This is a genomic window from Variovorax endophyticus (genome assembly GCF_025376855.1).
Taxonomy (GTDB): domain Bacteria; phylum Pseudomonadota; class Gammaproteobacteria; order Burkholderiales; family Burkholderiaceae_C; genus Variovorax.
In genome coordinates this window covers 168,622-184,781 of the sequence record NZ_JAHUTH010000013.1, presented here as the reverse complement: position 1 = coordinate 184,781, position 16,160 = coordinate 168,622, and the positions used below count along the sequence as shown (strand labels likewise).

The window sequence follows — 16,160 nt, the reverse complement described above, 5'->3', positions numbered from 1 at the left end:
CACAACCACCCGGAGACAACCACCATGCAGACGAAGAACGCGACAGAACCGGTCGCGGTGGCGCAGCGCCGCCGTTTCATTGCCATCGGCGCCGCCGCCGGCCTCGCGGGCGCCGCGCCCTGGGCCTTCGCGCAGGACGGCTATCCGAAGCAGCCGATCAAGATGATCGTGCCCTTCGCGGCCGGCAGCGGCACCGATGCGGTGGCGCGCATCACGGCGCAGATGCTCGGCGAGGCGCTCAAGGGCTCGGTGATCGTCGACAACCGCGCGGGCGCCAACGGCGTGATCGCGGCCGAACTCGTGGCCAAGGCACCGCCCGACGGCTACACGCTGTTCATGACCACCAACACCACGCACTCGGCCAACCCGAGCCTGATGAAGTCGCTGCCCTACGACCCGGTGAAGGACTTCGCGCCCGTGAGCCGCATGGGCAACCTGCCGTTCATGCTGGTGGTCAACAACGAGCTGCCCGTGAAGAACGTGGCCGAGCTGCTGGCCTGGGGCCGCGCGCATCCGGGCAAGCTCAGCTACGCGAGCGGCAACAGCACCGGCATCGTGAGCGGCGCCACGCTCTCGCGCATGAGCGGCGTGCCGATGCTGCACGTGCCCTACAAGAGCACGCCGCCGGCCATCGCCGACCTGATCGGCGGGCAGGTGTCGATGATGGTGGTCGACCTCGCGGCCGGCCTGGCGACCGTGAAGGCCGGCAAGATGCGCGCGATCGCGGTCACCACGCAGGAGCGCACCCAGCTCTTTCCCGAGCTGCCGCCGCTGGCCGACACGCCCGAGCTCAAGGGCTTCGACATCACCTCCTGGAACGGCGTGTTCGCGCCGGCCGGCACGCCGCGCGACGTGGTGCTGAAGCTCAACAAGGTGCTCGCGGCGATGGCCAACGGCGCGGCCTTCCGCGAGCGCGTGAGCAAGCTGGGCTTCGATGCCTTCGGCAGCACGCCCGAGGAACTGGGCGCGTTCACGGTGGCGGAACTCGCGAAGTGGAAGAAGCTGATCCAGGCCGCGGGGATCCAGCCCGAATGAGCGAAGCGTCCGCCGCCACCGGCCCGCTGCAGGGCATCCGCATCCTCGACCTCACGGCCGTGGTGATGGGGCCCTACGCCACGCAGACCCTCGGCGACCTCGGCGCCGACGTGATCAAGGTCGAGCCGCCCGGCGGCGACAACCTGCGCGCCGTCGGCCCGATGCGCCATGCGGGCATGGGCGCGATGGCGCTGCACCTCAACCGCAACAAGCGCTCGATCGTGCTCGACCTCAAGCAGCCCGAGGGCCGCGAGGCCTGCCTGCGGCTCGCGGCCGGCTGCGACGCGCTGATCTACAACACGCGGCCGCAGGCGATGGCGCGGCTCGGCCTGGGCTACGAGGCGGTGGCCGCGGTCAACCCGAAGATCGTCTACCTCGGCGCCTTCGGCTATGGAGAAGACGGCCCCTATGCCGGCAAGCCCGCCTACGACGACCTGATCCAGGGCGCGGCCGGCGTGGCCTCGCTGTTCGCGCAGCAAAGCGGCGGCGAGCCGCGCTACGCGCCCGTGACCCTGGCCGACCGCGCGGTGGGCCTGCAGGCCGCGATCGCGTTGCTCGCGGCCGTGCTGCATGCGCAGCGCACGGGGCGCGGCCAGGCAGTCGAGGTGCCGATGTTCGAGGCGCTGTCGCAGTTCGTGATGGGCGACCACCTCGGCGGCCACAGCTTCGAGCCGCCGCTGGGCCCCACTGGCTACGCGCGCCTGCTGGCCGCGCACCGCAAGCCCTACGCCACGGCCGACGGCCACCTCGGCGTGCTGATCTACAACGACAAGCACTGGCAGGCCTTCTTCGCATTGATCGGCCGGCCCGAGCTGCGCGACTCGCCGATGTTCGGCACCCACACCGCGCGCGCCGCGAACATCGGCGCGGTCTATGCGTTCGTGGCCGAGGTGATGGCCACGCGCGGCAGCGAGGAATGGATCGCGCTGCTCGAGGCGGCCGACATCCCGGTCGCGCGGCTGCACAGCACCGAGAGCCTGCTCGACGATCCGCACCTGCGCGCCGTCGGCTTCTTCCCCGAACTCGACCATCCGAGCGAGGGCCGCATCCGCACGCTCGCGCCGGTCGGCCGCTACGGCGCCACGCCGGCCTCGATCCGTCGCCCGGCGCCGCGCATCGGCGAGCAGAGCGTGGAGCTGCTGCGCGAGGCCGGCTATGCCGAGGACGCGATCGCCGGGCTGCTCGCGCGCGGCGTCACCCTGCAACCGGATCCCGCGAAGGACAGCGAATGAATTTCTCCCTCAATGACGACCAGCGCTCGCTGGTCGCGGCCATCGAACGGCTGTGCGAAGACTTCCCCGCCGAGTACTGGCGCGAGCACGACGACCGCGCCGAGTTTCCGCACGAGTTCCACCGCGCCGTGGCCGCGAGCGGCTGGCTCGGCATCGCCATGCCCGAGGCGCAGGGCGGCGCGGGCCTGGGCATCGTCGAGGCGGCGCTGATGATGCGCGCCATCAGCGCCTCGGGCGCGGGCATGTCGGGCGCGTCGTCGGTGCACATGAACATCTTCGGCCTTAACCCGGTGGTGGTGTTCGGCAGCGAGGCACAGCGCCAGCGCTTCCTGCCGCCGCTGATCGCGGGCCGCGAGAAGGCCTGCTTCGCCGTGACCGAGCCCGACGCGGGGCTCGACACCACGCGGCTGAAGACGCAGGCGCTGCGCCAGGCCGACGGCGGCTACCGGCTGCACGGCCGCAAGATCTGGATCTCGACCGCGCAGGTGGCCGACCGCATGCTGATCCTCGCGCGCACCACGCCGCTCGAGCAGGTGAAGAAGCCCACGCAGGGCCTCACGCTGTTCTACACCGCGCTCGACCGCGCCAAGGTCGAGGTGCGCGAGATCCACAAGCTGGGCCGCGCGGCGGTCGACTCGAACATGCTGTTCATCGACGGGCTCGAGGTGCCGCAGGAGGACCGCATCGGCGAGGAGGGCCGGGGCTTCGAGTACATCCTGCACGGGCTCAACCCCGAGCGCATCCTGATCGCGGCGGAAGCCATCGGCATCGGCCGCGCGGCACTGCGCATCGCCTCGCAGTACGCGCAGGAGCGCGTGGTGTTCGGCCGGCCGATCGGCCAGAACCAGGGCGTGGCGCATCCGCTCGCGCGCGCCTGGGCCAACCTCGAGGCGGCCGACCTGATGATGCTCAAGGCCGCCACGCTCTACGACGCGGGCGAGCCCTGCGGCATCGAGGCCAATGCCGCCAAGTACCTCGCGGCCGAGGCCGCGCACGACGCCTGCCAGAACGCGGTGCTCACGCTCGGCGGCATGGGCTACGCGAAGGAATACCACGTCGAGCGGCTGCTGCGCGAGAGCTACATCCCGCGCATCGCGCCCGTGAGCCCGCAGATGATCCTGAACTTCATCGCCGAGAAGGCGCTCGGGCTGCCGAAGTCCTACTGAGCGTCAGTCGACGCGGATGTTCTTCGCCTTCACGATGCGGCTGTAGATCTCCGCGTCGCGCCGCAGTGCCGCCGCCATCTCGGCCTGCGTGAGTCCCAGCGGCTCGCTGTTGAGCTCGCGGATGCGCTTCGCGAGCTCGGGGTCCCTGCTGGCCTCGATCATCACGGCGTTGAAGCGCTGCTGGATCGCCGCCGGCGTCGCGGCCGGCGCCCACAGGCCGTGCCACGAGGTCATCGTGAGGCCCGGCACCACCTCGGCGAGCGTGGGCACCTCGGGCATGGCCGGATGCCGGCTCGGGCCCGAATAGGCCAGCGCCTGCACGCGGCCGCTGCTGATCAGCGGATAGCCGGTGGCGATCGGCTCCATCACCGTGTCGACCTGGCCGCCGATCACGTCGGCCACCGGGCTCGCTCGGTAGGGCACGTGCAGCATGTCGGTGCCGGTCTCGTCCTTGAGCCATTCCACGATCAGGTGCGAGGGACTGCCCGCGCCGTAGGAGGCATGCGAGATCGAGCCCGGCTTCGCCTTCGCGGCGGCCAGCAGTTCCTTGATCGACTTCGCGGGCAGCTTCGGGCTCGCGATCAGCACCAGCCCCTGCCGCATCGTGGTGGCGACCGGCACCAGGTCCTTCTGCGGATCGAAGGGCAGCCTGGCGTAGATGTAGGGGTTGATCGTGAACGCGGTCGAGAGGTTGTAGAGGAAGGTGTAGCCGTCGGGCGGCGCCTTGGCCACGGTGTCGGAGGCGAGGTTGCCGGCCGTGCCCGGCTTGTTGTCGATCACCACCGGCACGCCGAGCTGCTTGCCCATGTAGTCGCCGTAGAGCCGCGCGAAGATGTCCGGCGGCGTGCCGGGCGCGAAGCCCACCACGATGCGGATCGGCTTGTTGGGCCAGGCCGTGCCCTGGGCCAGGGCGAGACTGCAGGCCAGGGCAAGGAAGAGGCCGGCCAGCCATTGGAATCGGGTACGCATGTCTGTCTCCTGTCGCGGGAGGTCCCGCTCTTTTTTATCGAACCGATCAATCGACCTGCGCGCCCGAGCGCTGCACCGCCTCGCCCCACTTGGCGATCTCGGTGCGCGCGAAGGCGTCGAGCTGGTCGGCATTCATCTCGGCCTGCTCGATGCCCTGCTGCGCGAGCTTCTCGCGCACCTCGGGCTGGGCCAGCACCTGGCGCGTGGCCTCGCGCAGCCGGTCGCGCTGCGCGGCGGGCATGCCGGCGGGCGCGTACAACATGAACCAGGCGACGAGGTCGAAGTCCTTCACGCCCTGTTCCATCAGCGTGGGCACCTCGGGCGCGGCGGCGCTGCGCTTCGCGCCCGAGGCGCCGATCGCGCGCAGCTTGCCCGCGCGCACCTGCGGCAGCACCGCGGCCGGGTGATAGAACATGAACTGCACGTTGCCGGCCATCAGCTCGGTCATGGCCTGCGCGCCGTCGCGGTAGGGCACGTGCATGAAGCTCTTGCCGAGCCGCACGTTGAGCAGCTCGCCGGCCAGGTGGCCCGAGGTGCCGTTGCCGGCCGAGGCGAAGTTCACGTTGCCGCTCGCGTTGCCCAGGTCGGCCACGCGCTTCCACGGCGAGCCGGCGGGCACCACCAGCAGCGTGGGCGTGGCGCCGATGAAGCCCAGCGGGACGAAGTCGCGCAGCGGCTGGTAGCTCAGGCGCTTGTAGAGCGAGGGGTTGATGGCGTGCGTGCCGACCGTGCCCAGCAGCAGGGTCTGGCCGTCGGCGCCGGCGCGCGCGACCTGCTCGCTGCCGATGGCGCCACCCGCGCCGGGCTTGTTCTCGACGATCGCGCCGGTGCCGAGCTGGCGGCCCAGCGCGTCGGCCAGGATGCGGCCGACGATGTCGGTCGAGGTGCCGGCACCGAAGGGCACGACGATCTTCAGCGGCCGCGCGGCGCCCGGCGCCTGCGCGAGCGCCGCGCCCGTGGCCAGCAGCGCGCCGGCCAGCAGCAGGCGGCGCTTCATGCCGCGCTCCCGAAGCCGGCGGGCAGCTCGCCCTCGTACTGCAGCTCGCGCGTGGCCTGGTAGGACAGCGCGAAGCCGCTCGGCGTCTCGGCCTCCTCGGCCAGGTGCGCGATCAGCCCCGCGGTGCGCGCGAGGATCGGCACGCCGCGCAGCGAGGCCACCGGGAAGCCCACGCCCAGCAGCACGGCCGGGATCGCGGCCGAGACGTTCATGCGCAGCTCGCGGCCCACGATGGCGGGGATGGCGCGTTCGAGCGCCTGCGCGATCTGCACGTAGCGCAGGTCGGCGCCAGCCTCGGTCGCGACCTCGATCAGCCGGTCCACGCGCGGATCGTTGGCCTTGTGCAGCGGATGGCCGTAGCCGGGAATGGCCTGGCGGCCTTCCTTCAGCGCGCGGATGGTGTCGGCCGCCACGGCGTCGAGCGCCTCGCCCGCGTCGACGCGCGCCGCCACGCCGGCGAACAGCCGGCCCGCGGTCTCCGAGGCGCCGAGGATCACCGAGCCGCAGCCCAGGATGCCCGCGGCCACCGCGCCCTGCAGCGCATCGGGCGCGGCCGCGAAGGTCATGCGGCTGGCCTGCACGCTGGGCACCAGGCCGTGCTCGGCGATCGCCACCAGCGTGGCGTCGAGCACCGCGCTGCAGGCGGCATCGGGACGACGGCCGGTGAGCAGCAGGAAGAAGTAGTCCGAGAACGAGACGCGGCCGATCAGGTCGCGGCAGAGGTCCTGGCCGCGCACGACGATGGTGTGTTCGTCCGAGGTGCAGATGGCGCTGCGCGGGACGGTGGATTTGCCGATTTTCATGGGAGGGCGTTCGCGGTGGCGGGTTGCAGATGGAAGTCGTAGTGCGCGGACCAGTACGGCCGCTCGAGCGCGCGGCCGTCGGGCGCGCGGCCCGGCGCATGGGCCTCGAAGTCGACGAGCAGGCTGGGCCGCACGCCGAACACCGCGTCGGAGTCGATGTAGGGGCTGCCCGCGACGAACAGGTGCGTGGTCACCGGCACGTGGCCCTCGGCCGCCACCTTCATGTGGATGTGGCCGGGCCGGTTCGGATGGCGGCCCATGCCGTCGAGCATGCGGCCGACCGGGCCGTCGACCGGCACCGGGTAGTACGAGGGCTTGATCGACCAGAACCAGTAGCGGCCCTCGGCATCGGTGCGGATGCGCGCGCGCGCCGCCATGCCCGCGCCCTCGACCTGCATGTCGTAGACGCCTTCGCCGTCGCCCGACCAGATGTCGAGCAGCGCGTTCGCGAGCGGCTCGCCGCGCGTGTCGCTGACGCGGCCGCTGTAGAAGGCCGGTTCGCCGCGCACGCCCGGCGCGATGTCGGCGCCCAGCGGCAGCTCGGGCGCGCCGTCCCAGTAGTAGGGGCCCTGCACGGTGGCCTCGGTGGTCTCGGTCGCGGGCAGCGCCTCGCCGTTCCTGCCGGCGCGCGCGGCGGCGCGCAGCTGGTCGAGCATCACCACCATCATCGACGCGCCCAGCGTGTCCGACAGCAGGATGAACTCCTGGCGCTTGTCGTCGCAGGCCTGGCCGACGGCGGTCAGGAACTCGATGCCCGCCATCCATTCGTCGGGCTGCAGGTCGACCTCGCGGATGAAGGCGTGCAGGTGCTCGATCAGCGACTGCATGATGCGCGCGAAGCGCGGGTCGGCCGCGCCGTCCAGGCGCTGCAGCGCGGCCCGGGTCAGTTCGTCGGCGTTCGATGGGGTCATGGGGCTTGTCTCCGTTCTTTTCTTCTGGGGTGGGAATGCGTCAGCGCTGCCGCAGGCGCCGGCGTATGGGTTCGACGATCGCCGCGTTGTCGGCGCCCAGCACCGGCGGCGCCGTGACCTCGAGCGCGCGCTCGCCGTCGAAGCTCACGGGCGAGCGGATGGTGCGCCAGTCGCCGCCCTCGGGATGGGGCGCGCTGACCTCGAGCTGCAGGTGGCGCGCCTGCGGGTCCTCCATGGCCTCGCGCGTGTCGTACATGGGCGCATGCGGCACGTCCTCGGCCTCGAGCCGCGCGCACCAGTCGGCGCGCGTGCGCGCGCGGAACAGGCCGTCGAGCAGCGCGATCAGGTCGTTCTGGTGCGCGATGCGGCCCTCGCGCGTGGCGAAGCGCGCGTCCTGGAACAGCTCGGGCCGCTCGATCGCGTTGGCCAGGCCCTGCCAGAACTTCTCGGGCGAGGACATGTGCAGCGCGATCCACAGGCCGTCGGCGCACTCGAGCACGTACGACTGCGAGACGCTGGGCCGGCTGAACGGACCCATGATCTCGTTCTCGGAGAAGTAGTGGGTGAAGGCGTCGAGGTTGAAGTGGCACATGGCCTCGAGCATCGAGACCTCGACCTTGCGGCCCTGGCCGGTGCGCCCACGCTCGACCAGCGCGCCGAGCACGCCGTAGGCCGCGTAGAAGCCGGTCATCGCGTCGGCCACGGCCGGGCCCACCACGCGCGGATTGGCCGGGTTCACCAGCAGCTTGAGGAAGGCGCTGGCCGCCTGCGCCACCGTGTCGTAGGCCGGGCGCGCCGCGGCCGGGCCGGTCTGGCCGAAGCCGCTGATGGCGCAGTAGATCAGCCGCGGATTGAGTTCGCGCAGCCGCGTCTCGCCCGCGCCCAGCCGCTCGGCCGCGCCGGGGCGGAAGTTCTGGATGTAGACGTCCGAGTCCTTCACCAGCTCGTCGAACACCGCCGCGTCCTCGACCAGCTTGGGGTTGAGCGTGACGCTGCGCTTGTTGCGGTTGTAGGTCTGGAAGTGCGGGCTGTAGAGCCCGCCGCGGAACGAACGGAACGGATCGCCGCTGCCGGGCTGCTCCACCTTGACCACCTCGGCGCCGAGGTCGGCCAGGAACATGCCGGCCGCCGGCCCGGTGATGAACGTGCCTTGCTCCAGCACCTTGATGCCGCTGAGGACCTTGTGCACTCGTGTGTCTCCTGCTGTCGTTGTCGTGTCATGCCCTCGCGGGATGGGAGCGAACTCTATGCAGGCGGCCCGTTTTTTAACAATGATGGTTTTGCATGGATACCATCGATGGCATCGATCGTTCGACGCAACGGAAGGCCTCCATGGAACTGCGGCACCTGCGCTACTTCAGCGCCCTGGCCGGCTCGCTCAACTTCACGCGCGCGGCCGAGCGGCTGCACGTCACGCAGTCGACGCTGTCGCACCAGATCAAGCAGCTCGAGGAGGAGCTGGGCCGGCCGCTCTTCGACCGCATCGGCAAGCGCGTGGCGCTGACCGAGGCCGGCGAGGCCTTCCTGCACCACGCCACGCGCGCGCTGCAGGAGATCGACCGCGGCCTCGGCGCGCTGCGCGAGGACCCGCAGGAGGCGGCCGGCGAACTGCGCATCGGCTCGACCCACACCTTCAACCTCGGCTTCATTCCCGACTGCATCGCGGGCTTCCAGCAGCGCTATCCGCGCGTGCGCGTGAGGGTCGACGAGCTCGCGGCCGACCTGATCGGCCAGCGGCTGCAGCAGGGCACGCTCGACCTCGGCATCGCCTACCGCCCGGCCCAGCCCGGGCCGCTGCAGTTCGAGCCGCTCTACAACGAGGAGATGGTGCTGGTGGTGGCGCACGACCATCCGCTGGCGCGGCGCAAGCGCCTGCGCATGGTCGAGCTGCACCGGCTGCCGATGGCGCTCTTGCCCGCGAGCTTCGCCACGCGGCAGATGCTCGACGAGTGCTTCCGCTCCTGCGGCGCCGAGCCGCAGGTGGTGGCCGAGATCAACACGCTGGCGCCGATCATGGGCCTGGTGGCGAAGACGCGGCTCGCGGCCATCGTCTCGGCCAACGCGGTGCTGCCGAACTCGGGGCTCGCGACCGTGCGGCTCGAGAGCCCGACGCCGGTGCGCACGCCCGGCATGCTGTGGGCACCGAAGGCGCGCGAGGCGGCGCCCACGCGCGCCTTCGCGGCCATCGTGCGCAAGATGGCGTTCCGCACCAGCATGCTCGAGCGCAGCGACGGCTAGCCAACGACTGGCACCATTTGCAACCGCTGTGGCGCGCATTGCTACCTTCCGCGCCTTGTGTACCAGGCAGGCCGGGCCCATCTGCCGGACAATGGATCCCGCTGTTCCATCCTCCCGCGACACCAGAGACAAGCCATGAAACTCCCCACCCGCGTCCAGATCGTCGACGTCGGCCCGCGCGACGGGCTGCAGAACGAGAAGCAGCCGGTTTCGGCCGAGACCAAGATCGGCCTGGTGCATCGGCTGCAGGACGCGGGCCTCGAGGAGATCGAGGTCACCAGCTTCGTGAGCCCGAAGTGGGTGCCGCAGATGGCCGACAACGCCGAGGTGATGCACGGCATAAAGCGCAAGCCCGGCGTGCGCTACTCGGTGCTCACGCCCAACCTCAAGGGCTTCGAGGCCGCCATCGCCGCGCCGCGCGAGGAATGGCCCGACGAGATCGTGGTGTTCGGCGCCGCGAGCGAGGCCTTCAGCCAGAAGAACATCAACTGCTCGATTGCCGAGAGCATCGAGCGCTTCGCGCCCGTGGTGGCCGCGGCGCTCGACAAGGGCATACGCGTGCGCGGCGCGATGTCGTGCACGGTCGGCTGCCCCTACGAAGGCGAGATCGCCCCGGCCAAGGTCGGCTACCTCGCGCAGCTGATGAAGGGCATCGGCGTGCAGCGTGTCGACGTGGCCGACACCATCGGCGTGGGCACGCCGCGCAAGGTGCAGGCGGCGATGGAGGCCACGCTGGCGCACTTCGGCGTCGATGCCATCTCCGGCCACTTCCACGACACCTACGGGCAGGCGCTGGTCAACACGCTGGCGGCGCTCGAGCTGGGCGTGTGGAACTTCCAGTCCTCCTCGGCCGGCCTCGGCGGCTGCCCCTATGCCAAGGGCGCGACCGGCAACGTGGCGACCGAGGACGTGGTCTACATGCTGCACGGCATGGGCATCGAGACCGGCATCGACCTCGACAAGCTGATCGACGCCGGCGTCTACATCAGCGAGGCGCTGGGCCGCGAGCCGAACTCGCGCGCCTCGAAGGCGATCCGCACCAAGCGCGCGGGCTGAGCGTCTTCAGCGCCCGAAGGCGCGCAGACCGAGCAGCACCACCACCGCCACGGCCAGCAGCACCGTGGTGCATTGCCAGAACAGCACCGGCCGGCGCTCGATCAGCGCCGGCGCTCGCGCGCGCAGGAACTCGGCGCCGGGTGACCGCAGGTCGTGCGCGAACTCCGACACCGCCTGCTGCCGCTTCGCGGGCTGCGGATGCAGCGCCTTCTGCAGCACCGCGTCGACCCAGGCCGGCAGCTCGGGCCGGAACTGGCGCAGCGGCACATAGCGCAGGCGATGGGCATCGGCCGTGCCGCGGATGCGCGAAGCCTGCAGCCCGTAGGGCAGCTGCCCGCTCAGCATGCGGTAGGCGATCACGGCCAGCGAGAACAGGTCGGAGCGCGCCGTGCCGCCCTGGCCCGTGAAGTACTCGGGCGCGGTGTACTGCAGCGTGCCCTCGATCGCGAGCGCGCGCGGCTCGCCGCCGCCGTCGTCGAGCCCGGCCACGTGGGTGGCGCCCAGGTCGATCAGCTTGACCGTGCCCGCGCGGTCGATCATCGCGTTCTCGGGCCGCAGGTCCTGGTGCAGCATCTCCTTGCCGTGCATCGCCTGCAGGCCGCGCGCGAGCTGCGCGACGATGGCGCGCACGCTGTCGAGCGAGGGCCGCGGATGGTCGACCATCCACTGCGCGAGCGTCTGCCCCTCCACGTACTCCATCGCCACGAACAGGTGGCCGCGCGCGCGCTCCAGCGGCCAGGCCTTGAGCACGTGCGGGCTGTCGATGCGCCGCGCCACCCATTCCTCGAGCACGAAGCGGTCGAGGTAGGCGGCATCCTCGCGCAGGTCCACCGAGGGCAGCTTCAGCACCGCGGGGCGGCCGCTGGCGTCGTCGGTGGCGAGGTAGACGTGGCTGCGCGAACTCAGGTGGATCTCGCGCACCAGCGTGAAGCCCTCGAAGCGGTCGCGCGGCGCGAGCGGCGGCGGCAGCGCGAGCCCTTCGCGCTCGAGCGCCGGCGCCGGCGCATCGGGCGCGGGCAGCTCGTCGATGCGCAGCAGTTGCACGGTGGCATCGTCCTGGCCGCCGCGCGCGCGGGCGATCTGCACCAGGCGCTGCGCGGCCGCGTCGAGGTCGCCGGCGCAGCGCGCCAGTGCGTCGTTGACGGCGGCGGCATCGAGGTGCGCATGCGCGCCATCGGTGGCCAGCAGGTAGACCTCGCCGGCCTCGGCCTCCCAGCAGCGGTAGTCGATCTCGACGTTGGGGCCCGCGCCCAGCGCGCGGCCCAGGTACGACTCCACCGACGAGACATGCACGCGGTGGTCGTCGGTGAGCTGCTCGAGCGCGCTCGCGTGCACGCGGTAGATGCGCGCATCGCCCACGTGCAGCAGGTGCAGCTCGCGGCCCTTGAGGATCAGCGCGCTGAAGGTGCAGACGTAGCCGCTGTCCTTGTCGAAGCGCGCGTCGCTGCGCATGGTCTGCGCATGCAGCCAGGAATTGGTGGCGCCCAGCACGCGCTGCGCCGCGCGGCGCACCGACCAGGCATCGGAGGTGGCGTAGTAGTCCTCGAGGAAGCCGCGCACGGCCGCCGCACTCGCGACCTGGCTCACGCGGCTCGAGCCGATGCCGTCGGCCAGCGCGAGCGCGATGCCCTTGGCGGCGCGCAGCGACCCCTCGGGCAGCATCGCGCCATGGAAGTCCTGGTTGACCGCCGACCCGACGCCGGCCAGCGAGTGCTGGCCCAGCGTGACGCGCGGCGCCTGGCGCCCGACGGCCATGGGCGCGCGATCAGCCCGCGACGCGCTTGGGCGCCGTCTTGTAGTGCGTGGCGTAGAGCGTGAGGCCGACGAAGCTCAGGCCGCCGACCAGGTTGCCGATCACCGTGGGCAGCTCGTTCCAGATCAGGTAGTCCATCAGCGTGAACTTGCCGCCGAGCATCAGGCCGGTGGGGAACAGGAACATGTTGACGATCGAATGCTCGAAGCCCATGTAGAAGAAGATCATCACCGGCATCCACATGCCGATCGCCTTGCCCGAGACGGTGGTCGACATCATGGCCGCGACCACGCCGGTCGACACCATCCAGTTGCACATCACGCCGCGGATGAACAGCGTCAGCATGCCGGCCGCGCCGTGCGCGGAGTAGCCGACCGTGCGGCCCTCGCCGATGTGGCCGAGCCGCTCGCCGATGGCGTTGGGCGCCTCGCTGAAACCGAAGGTGAAGATGATCGCCATGAACACCGCGACCGTGAGCGCGCCCGCGAAGTTGCCGACGAACACCAGGCCCCAGTTGCGCATCACGCCGCCCCAGGTGGCGCCGGGGCGCTTGTCGAGCACGGCGAGCGGCGCCAGCGTGAAGACGCCGGTCAGCAGGTCGAAGCCCAGCAGGTACAGCATGATGAAGCCGACCGGGAACAGCATCGCGCCGACCAGCGCATTGCCGGTGTTGACCGTGATGCTGACCGCGAAGGCCGCGGCCAGCGCGAGGATGGCGCCGGCCATGAACGAACGGATCAGCGTGTCGCGCGTGGACATGAGCAGCTTGGATTCGCCGGCATCGACCATCTTGGTGACGAACTCGGCGGGGGCTAGATAGGCCATGGGGATCCTTGGGAAGAAATGGAATGCCGGGGAAGAAGGGGGATGAGGCTCAGGCCAGCGCGACCAGCACGCGGCCCTCGTGCTCGCGCACCGCATGCGCGCGCACCGAGTGCTCGGGCGCCTCGAGGCATTCGCCGCTGCGCAGGTCGAAGTGGTTCTTGTAGAGCGGCGAGGCGACCACGACGCGGTCGCCGAGGCTGCCGACCAGCCCGCGCGAGAGCACGCTGGCGCCGGCCTTCGGGTCGACGTTGTCGATGGCGTAGAGCGTGGCCTCCCGGCCGACGCGGAAGATCGCCACGTGCACGCCCTCGACCAGCGCGCACACGCCGGTGTCGGGCAGGATGTCGGTGGCCGCGCACACGGCGGTCCAGTGCAGGTCTTGCTGGGTCATGGGGCTTCCTCTTTCGTTGTGCTTCAGGCCATCGAGACGTCGGCCGCCTCGCTGCGCTCCTCGGCGCGTGCCGGCCGCTTCTGGCCGCGCTCGCTCACGAACACGATGTGCTCGTCGGGCTTGTCGCTGTTGACGAAGGAGCGGAAGCGCTGGCGCGTGGCCGGGTCGTTGACGGCGGTCTTCCACTCGCACTGGTAGGTGTCGACCACGGCCTGCATCTGGGTCTCGAGCTCGGCGTGGAGGCCCAGCGTGTCCTGCAGCAGCACGCCCTTGAGGTACTCGAGGCCGCCCTCGAGACTCTCGCGCCAGGTGCTGGTGCGCTGCAGCCGGTCGGCGGTGCGCACGTAGAACATCAGGAAGCGGTCGATCAGGCGGATCAGCTCGGCCTTCGACAGGTCGCTCGCGAGCAGCTCGGCATGGCGCGGCTTCATGCCGCCGTTGCCGCAGACGTAGAGGTTCCAGCCCTTGTCGGTGGCGATCACGCCCACGTCCTTGCCCTGCGCCTCGGCGCATTCGCGCGTGCAGCCCGAGACGCCGAACTTGATCTTGTGCGGCGCGCGCAGACCCTTGTAGCGGTTCTCGAGCTCGACCGCGAGGCCCACGCTGTCGTCCACGCCGTAGCGGCACCAGGTCGAGCCGACGCAGCTCTTCACCGTGCGCAGCGACTTGCCGTAGGCATGGCCCGACTCGAAGCCGGCCGCGATCAGTTCCTCCCAGATCGCGGGCAGCTGCTCGACGCGCGCGCCGAACATGTCCACGCGCGCGCCGCCGGTGATCTTGGTGTAGAGGCCGTACTTCTTCGCCACCTGGCCGACCGCGATCAGCCCGTCGGGCGTGACCTCGCCGCCCGGCATGCGCGGCACCACCGAATAGGTGCCGTCCTTCTGGATGTTGCCGAGGAAGTAGTCGTTGCTGTCCTGCAGCGCGGCCAGGTCCTTCTTGAGCACGAACTCGTTCCAGCACGAGGCGAAGATGCTCGCGGCCACGGGCTTGCAGATATCGCAGCCCAGGCCCTTGCCGTGTTTCGCGAGCAGGTCGGCGAAGCTGCGGATCTCGCCCACGCGGATCAGGTGGTAGAGCTCCTGGCGCGAATAGGGGAAGTGCTCGCAGAGGTGGTTGTCGACGGCCATGCCGCGCCTGGCCATCTCCATCTTCATGACCTGCGTGACCAGCGGCACGCAGCCGCCGCAGGTGGCGCCGGCCTTGGTGCAGGCCTTCATCGCGGCCGGGGTGCAGGCGCCCTGGCCCACGGCCTCGCAGATCCGGCCCTTGCTGACGTCGTTGCACGAGCAGATCTGTGCGCTGTCGGGCAGGGCCTCGACGCCCAGGCCCGGCTTGGCCCTGCCGTCGCTCGAGGGCAGGATCAGGAATTCGGGATCCTCGGGCAGCGCGATGCCGTTGAGCGCCATCTGCAGCAGGGTGCCGTATTCGGCGGCATCGCCCACCAGCACCGCGCCGAGCAGCAGCTTGCCGTCCTCGCTGACGACGATCTTCTTGTAGACCTTCTTGCGCTCGTCGATGAACTGGTAGGCGCGCGACTTCGGCGTCCTGCCGTGCGCATCGCCGATGCTCGCCACGTCCACGCCCATCAGCTTGAGCTTGGTGCTCATGTCGGCGCCGGTGAAGGCGGCCTCGTGCTCGCCCGCGATGTGTCGCGCCGCCACGCGCGCCATGTCGTAGCCGGGCGCGACCAGGCCGAAGGTCTGCTCGTTCCACGAGGCACATTCGCCGATCGCGTAGACGTTGCGGTCGCTGGTGCGGCAGTGGTCGTCGACCGCCACGCCGCCGCGCGGACCCACGGCCAGCAGGCACTGGCGCGCGAGCTCGTCGCGCGGGCGGATGCCGGCCGAGAACACGATCATGTCGGTCTCGAGGTAGCTGCCGTCGGCGAACACCATGCGGTGGCGCGCGGCGGCGCCGTCGACGATCTCCACCGTGTTGCGGCCGGTGTGCACGTGCAGGCCCAGCGCCTCGATGCTCTCGCGCAGCGCGCGGCCGCCGCCTTCGTCGATCTGCACCGCCATCAGCCGCGGCGCGAACTCCACCACGTGGGTCTCGAGGCCCATGTCGCGCAGTGCCTTCGCGCATTCGAGGCCGAGCAGGCCGCCGCCCACCACCACGCCGCTGCGCGAGCGCGCGCCGCATTCCTTCATCGCCTCGAGGTCCTCGATGGTGCGGTAGACGAAGCAGTGGGGCCGGTCGCGCCCGGGTACCGCGGGCACGAAGGGGAAGGAGCCGGTGGCCAGCACCAGCTTGTCGTAGCCCACGACCTCGCCGTCGGCCGTGGTGACGGTGTTGTTGCGGCGCTCGACCGCCACCGCGCGCGCGGCCAGGCGCAGCGTGAAGCCGCTGCGCTCGAAGAAGCCGGGCTCGACCAGCGAGAGGTCTTCGGCCGTCTTGCCCGCGAAGAATTCGGACAGGTGCACCCGGTCGTAGGCCGGCCGGGGCTCCTCGCACAGGACGGTGACTTCCGCGCCGGGAATGCCGAGCGCATGGAGCTGCTCGAGGAACTTGTGGCCGACCATGCCGTGGCCGATGACTGCGATTTTCATGCTGAGGTCCTGCGGGGGCAGCCGGTCCTCGAGGGCGGGCCACCAAGGCTGTCGGACGACAGCGGCAGGAGGCCTCCGCGACGGAACGGATGCGAGTAATCGGATGGACAAACGAATCCGGCGGCTCATCGCCATCGGCTCGTTCGAACCCCGCCGTCGTTAGCGGAGGCACTGCGGACCCACCCAGGCCGGGAGGTCCGCGACGAGGTTCAGCAATATCCATGCCGCCCCA

At 70.8% G+C, this 16,160-nt stretch carries 14 protein-coding genes; 5 read left to right on the top strand and 9 right to left on the bottom strand.

The genetic code is table 11. From position 1 onward, the window contains the following. Window positions 1-24 precede the first annotated feature (24 nt). From KV106_RS18825 to KV106_RS18815, 3 genes are read left to right on the top strand one after another with little or no spacing between them, the layout of a single operon-like run. A complete protein-coding gene (locus tag KV106_RS18825; protein ID WP_261211636.1) occupies window positions 25-1,035 on the top strand; it encodes a Bug family tripartite tricarboxylate transporter substrate binding protein in 1,011 nt (336 codons plus the stop codon). Then, window positions 1,032-2,267, top strand: a complete 1,236-nt coding sequence (locus tag KV106_RS18820) for a CaiB/BaiF CoA transferase family protein (RefSeq protein ID WP_261211634.1) — start codon at window positions 1,032-1,034, stop codon at window positions 2,265-2,267. The genes KV106_RS18825 and KV106_RS18820 overlap by 4 nt, the downstream gene beginning before the upstream one ends. Then, window positions 2,264-3,433, top strand: a complete 1,170-nt coding sequence (locus tag KV106_RS18815; RefSeq protein WP_261211633.1) for an acyl-CoA dehydrogenase family protein — start codon at window positions 2,264-2,266, stop codon at window positions 3,431-3,433. Before KV106_RS18820 ends, KV106_RS18815 begins: the two co-directional genes overlap by 4 nt. Before the next feature lie 3 nt (window positions 3,434-3,436). On the opposite strand, the gene KV106_RS18810 is transcribed toward KV106_RS18815, so the two are convergent. Genes KV106_RS18810 through KV106_RS18790 form a run of 5 tightly spaced genes read right to left on the bottom strand, consistent with a single transcriptional unit; the run spans window position 3,437 to window position 8,302 of the window. Next, window positions 3,437-4,402: a Bug family tripartite tricarboxylate transporter substrate binding protein gene (locus KV106_RS18810; RefSeq protein WP_261211632.1), complete on the bottom strand. Its 966-nt coding sequence runs from the start codon at window positions 4,400-4,402 to the stop codon at window positions 3,437-3,439. 46 nt (window positions 4,403-4,448) lie between these two features. Beyond that, on the bottom strand, window positions 4,449-5,399 hold the full coding sequence (locus KV106_RS18805; RefSeq protein WP_057590714.1) for a Bug family tripartite tricarboxylate transporter substrate binding protein: 951 nt from the start codon (window positions 5,397-5,399) through the stop codon (window positions 4,449-4,451). Further along, entirely contained in the window at window positions 5,396-6,202 is an 807-nt protein-coding gene (locus tag KV106_RS18800; RefSeq protein WP_261211631.1) for a citryl-CoA lyase, read from the bottom strand. The genes KV106_RS18805 and KV106_RS18800 overlap by 4 nt, the downstream gene beginning before the upstream one ends. Continuing rightward, complete coding sequence (locus KV106_RS18795) at window positions 6,199-7,113, bottom strand: dioxygenase family protein (RefSeq protein WP_261211630.1); 915 nt, start codon at window positions 7,111-7,113, stop codon at window positions 6,199-6,201. The genes KV106_RS18800 and KV106_RS18795 overlap by 4 nt, the downstream gene beginning before the upstream one ends. Before the next feature lie 40 nt (window positions 7,114-7,153). After that, window positions 7,154-8,302, bottom strand: a complete 1,149-nt coding sequence (locus tag KV106_RS18790) for a CaiB/BaiF CoA transferase family protein (protein WP_261211629.1) — start codon at window positions 8,300-8,302, stop codon at window positions 7,154-7,156. A 143-nt stretch (window positions 8,303-8,445) separates the two neighbouring features. Between KV106_RS18790 and KV106_RS18785 the strand changes: the two genes are divergently transcribed. After that, entirely contained in the window at window positions 8,446-9,351 is a 906-nt protein-coding gene (locus tag KV106_RS18785; protein WP_093348407.1) for a LysR substrate-binding domain-containing protein, read from the top strand. Window positions 9,352-9,486: 135 nt separating this feature from the next. Next, window positions 9,487-10,407 (top strand): hydroxymethylglutaryl-CoA lyase, encoded by a 921-nt coding sequence (locus tag KV106_RS18780; protein WP_057590718.1) that lies wholly within the window; start codon window positions 9,487-9,489, stop codon window positions 10,405-10,407. A 6-nt stretch (window positions 10,408-10,413) separates the two neighbouring features. Here KV106_RS18780 and KV106_RS18775 read toward each other — a convergent pair whose 3' ends face one another. From KV106_RS18775 to nirB, 4 genes are read right to left on the bottom strand one after another with little or no spacing between them, the layout of a single operon-like run. Beyond that, entirely contained in the window at window positions 10,414-12,162 is a 1,749-nt protein-coding gene (locus KV106_RS18775; protein ID WP_261211627.1) for a bifunctional protein-serine/threonine kinase/phosphatase, read from the bottom strand. Between the two features lie 10 nt (window positions 12,163-12,172). After that, window positions 12,173-12,985 (bottom strand): formate/nitrite transporter family protein, encoded by an 813-nt coding sequence (locus tag KV106_RS18770; protein ID WP_057590720.1) that lies wholly within the window; start codon window positions 12,983-12,985, stop codon window positions 12,173-12,175. A gap of 49 nt (window positions 12,986-13,034) precedes the next feature. Then, entirely contained in the window at window positions 13,035-13,376 is a 342-nt protein-coding gene (nirD, locus tag KV106_RS18765; protein ID WP_057590721.1) for a nitrite reductase small subunit NirD, read from the bottom strand. 23 nt (window positions 13,377-13,399) lie between these two features. Further along, window positions 13,400-15,928 carry a nitrite reductase large subunit NirB gene (nirB, locus tag KV106_RS18760; RefSeq protein WP_261211625.1) on the bottom strand — a complete coding sequence of 843 codons (2,529 nt, stop codon included), beginning with the start codon at window positions 15,926-15,928 and terminating at the stop codon, window positions 13,400-13,402. Between the last annotated feature and the right edge of the window lie 232 nt (window positions 15,929-16,160).

Bases quoted from the DNA above. Each gene is read 5' to 3' on its own strand.
- nirD (WP_057590721.1), bottom strand. From the start codon at position 13,376: ATGACCCAGCAAGACCTGCACTGGACCGCCGTGTGCGCGGCCACCGAC.
- KV106_RS18795 (WP_261211630.1), bottom strand. From the start codon at position 7,113: ATGACCCCATCGAACGCCGACGAACTGACCCGGGCCGCGCTGCAGCGC.
- KV106_RS18805 (WP_057590714.1), bottom strand. From the start codon at position 5,399: ATGAAGCGCCGCCTGCTGCTGGCCGGCGCGCTGCTGGCCACGGGCGCG.
- KV106_RS18815 (WP_261211633.1), top strand. From the start codon at position 2,264: ATGAATTTCTCCCTCAATGACGACCAGCGCTCGCTGGTCGCGGCCATC.
- nirB (WP_261211625.1), bottom strand. From the start codon at position 15,928: ATGAAAATCGCAGTCATCGGCCACGGCATGGTCGGCCACAAGTTCCTC.
- KV106_RS18780 (WP_057590718.1), top strand. From the start codon at position 9,487: ATGAAACTCCCCACCCGCGTCCAGATCGTCGACGTCGGCCCGCGCGAC.
- KV106_RS18800 (WP_261211631.1), bottom strand. From the start codon at position 6,202: ATGAAAATCGGCAAATCCACCGTCCCGCGCAGCGCCATCTGCACCTCG.
- KV106_RS18770 (WP_057590720.1), bottom strand. From the start codon at position 12,985: ATGGCCTATCTAGCCCCCGCCGAGTTCGTCACCAAGATGGTCGATGCC.
- KV106_RS18820 (WP_261211634.1), top strand. From the start codon at position 1,032: ATGAGCGAAGCGTCCGCCGCCACCGGCCCGCTGCAGGGCATCCGCATC.
- KV106_RS18775 (WP_261211627.1), bottom strand. From the start codon at position 12,162: ATGGCCGTCGGGCGCCAGGCGCCGCGCGTCACGCTGGGCCAGCACTCG.
- KV106_RS18825 (WP_261211636.1), top strand. From the start codon at position 25: ATGCAGACGAAGAACGCGACAGAACCGGTCGCGGTGGCGCAGCGCCGC.
- KV106_RS18810 (WP_261211632.1), bottom strand. From the start codon at position 4,402: ATGCGTACCCGATTCCAATGGCTGGCCGGCCTCTTCCTTGCCCTGGCC.
- KV106_RS18785 (WP_093348407.1), top strand. From the start codon at position 8,446: ATGGAACTGCGGCACCTGCGCTACTTCAGCGCCCTGGCCGGCTCGCTC.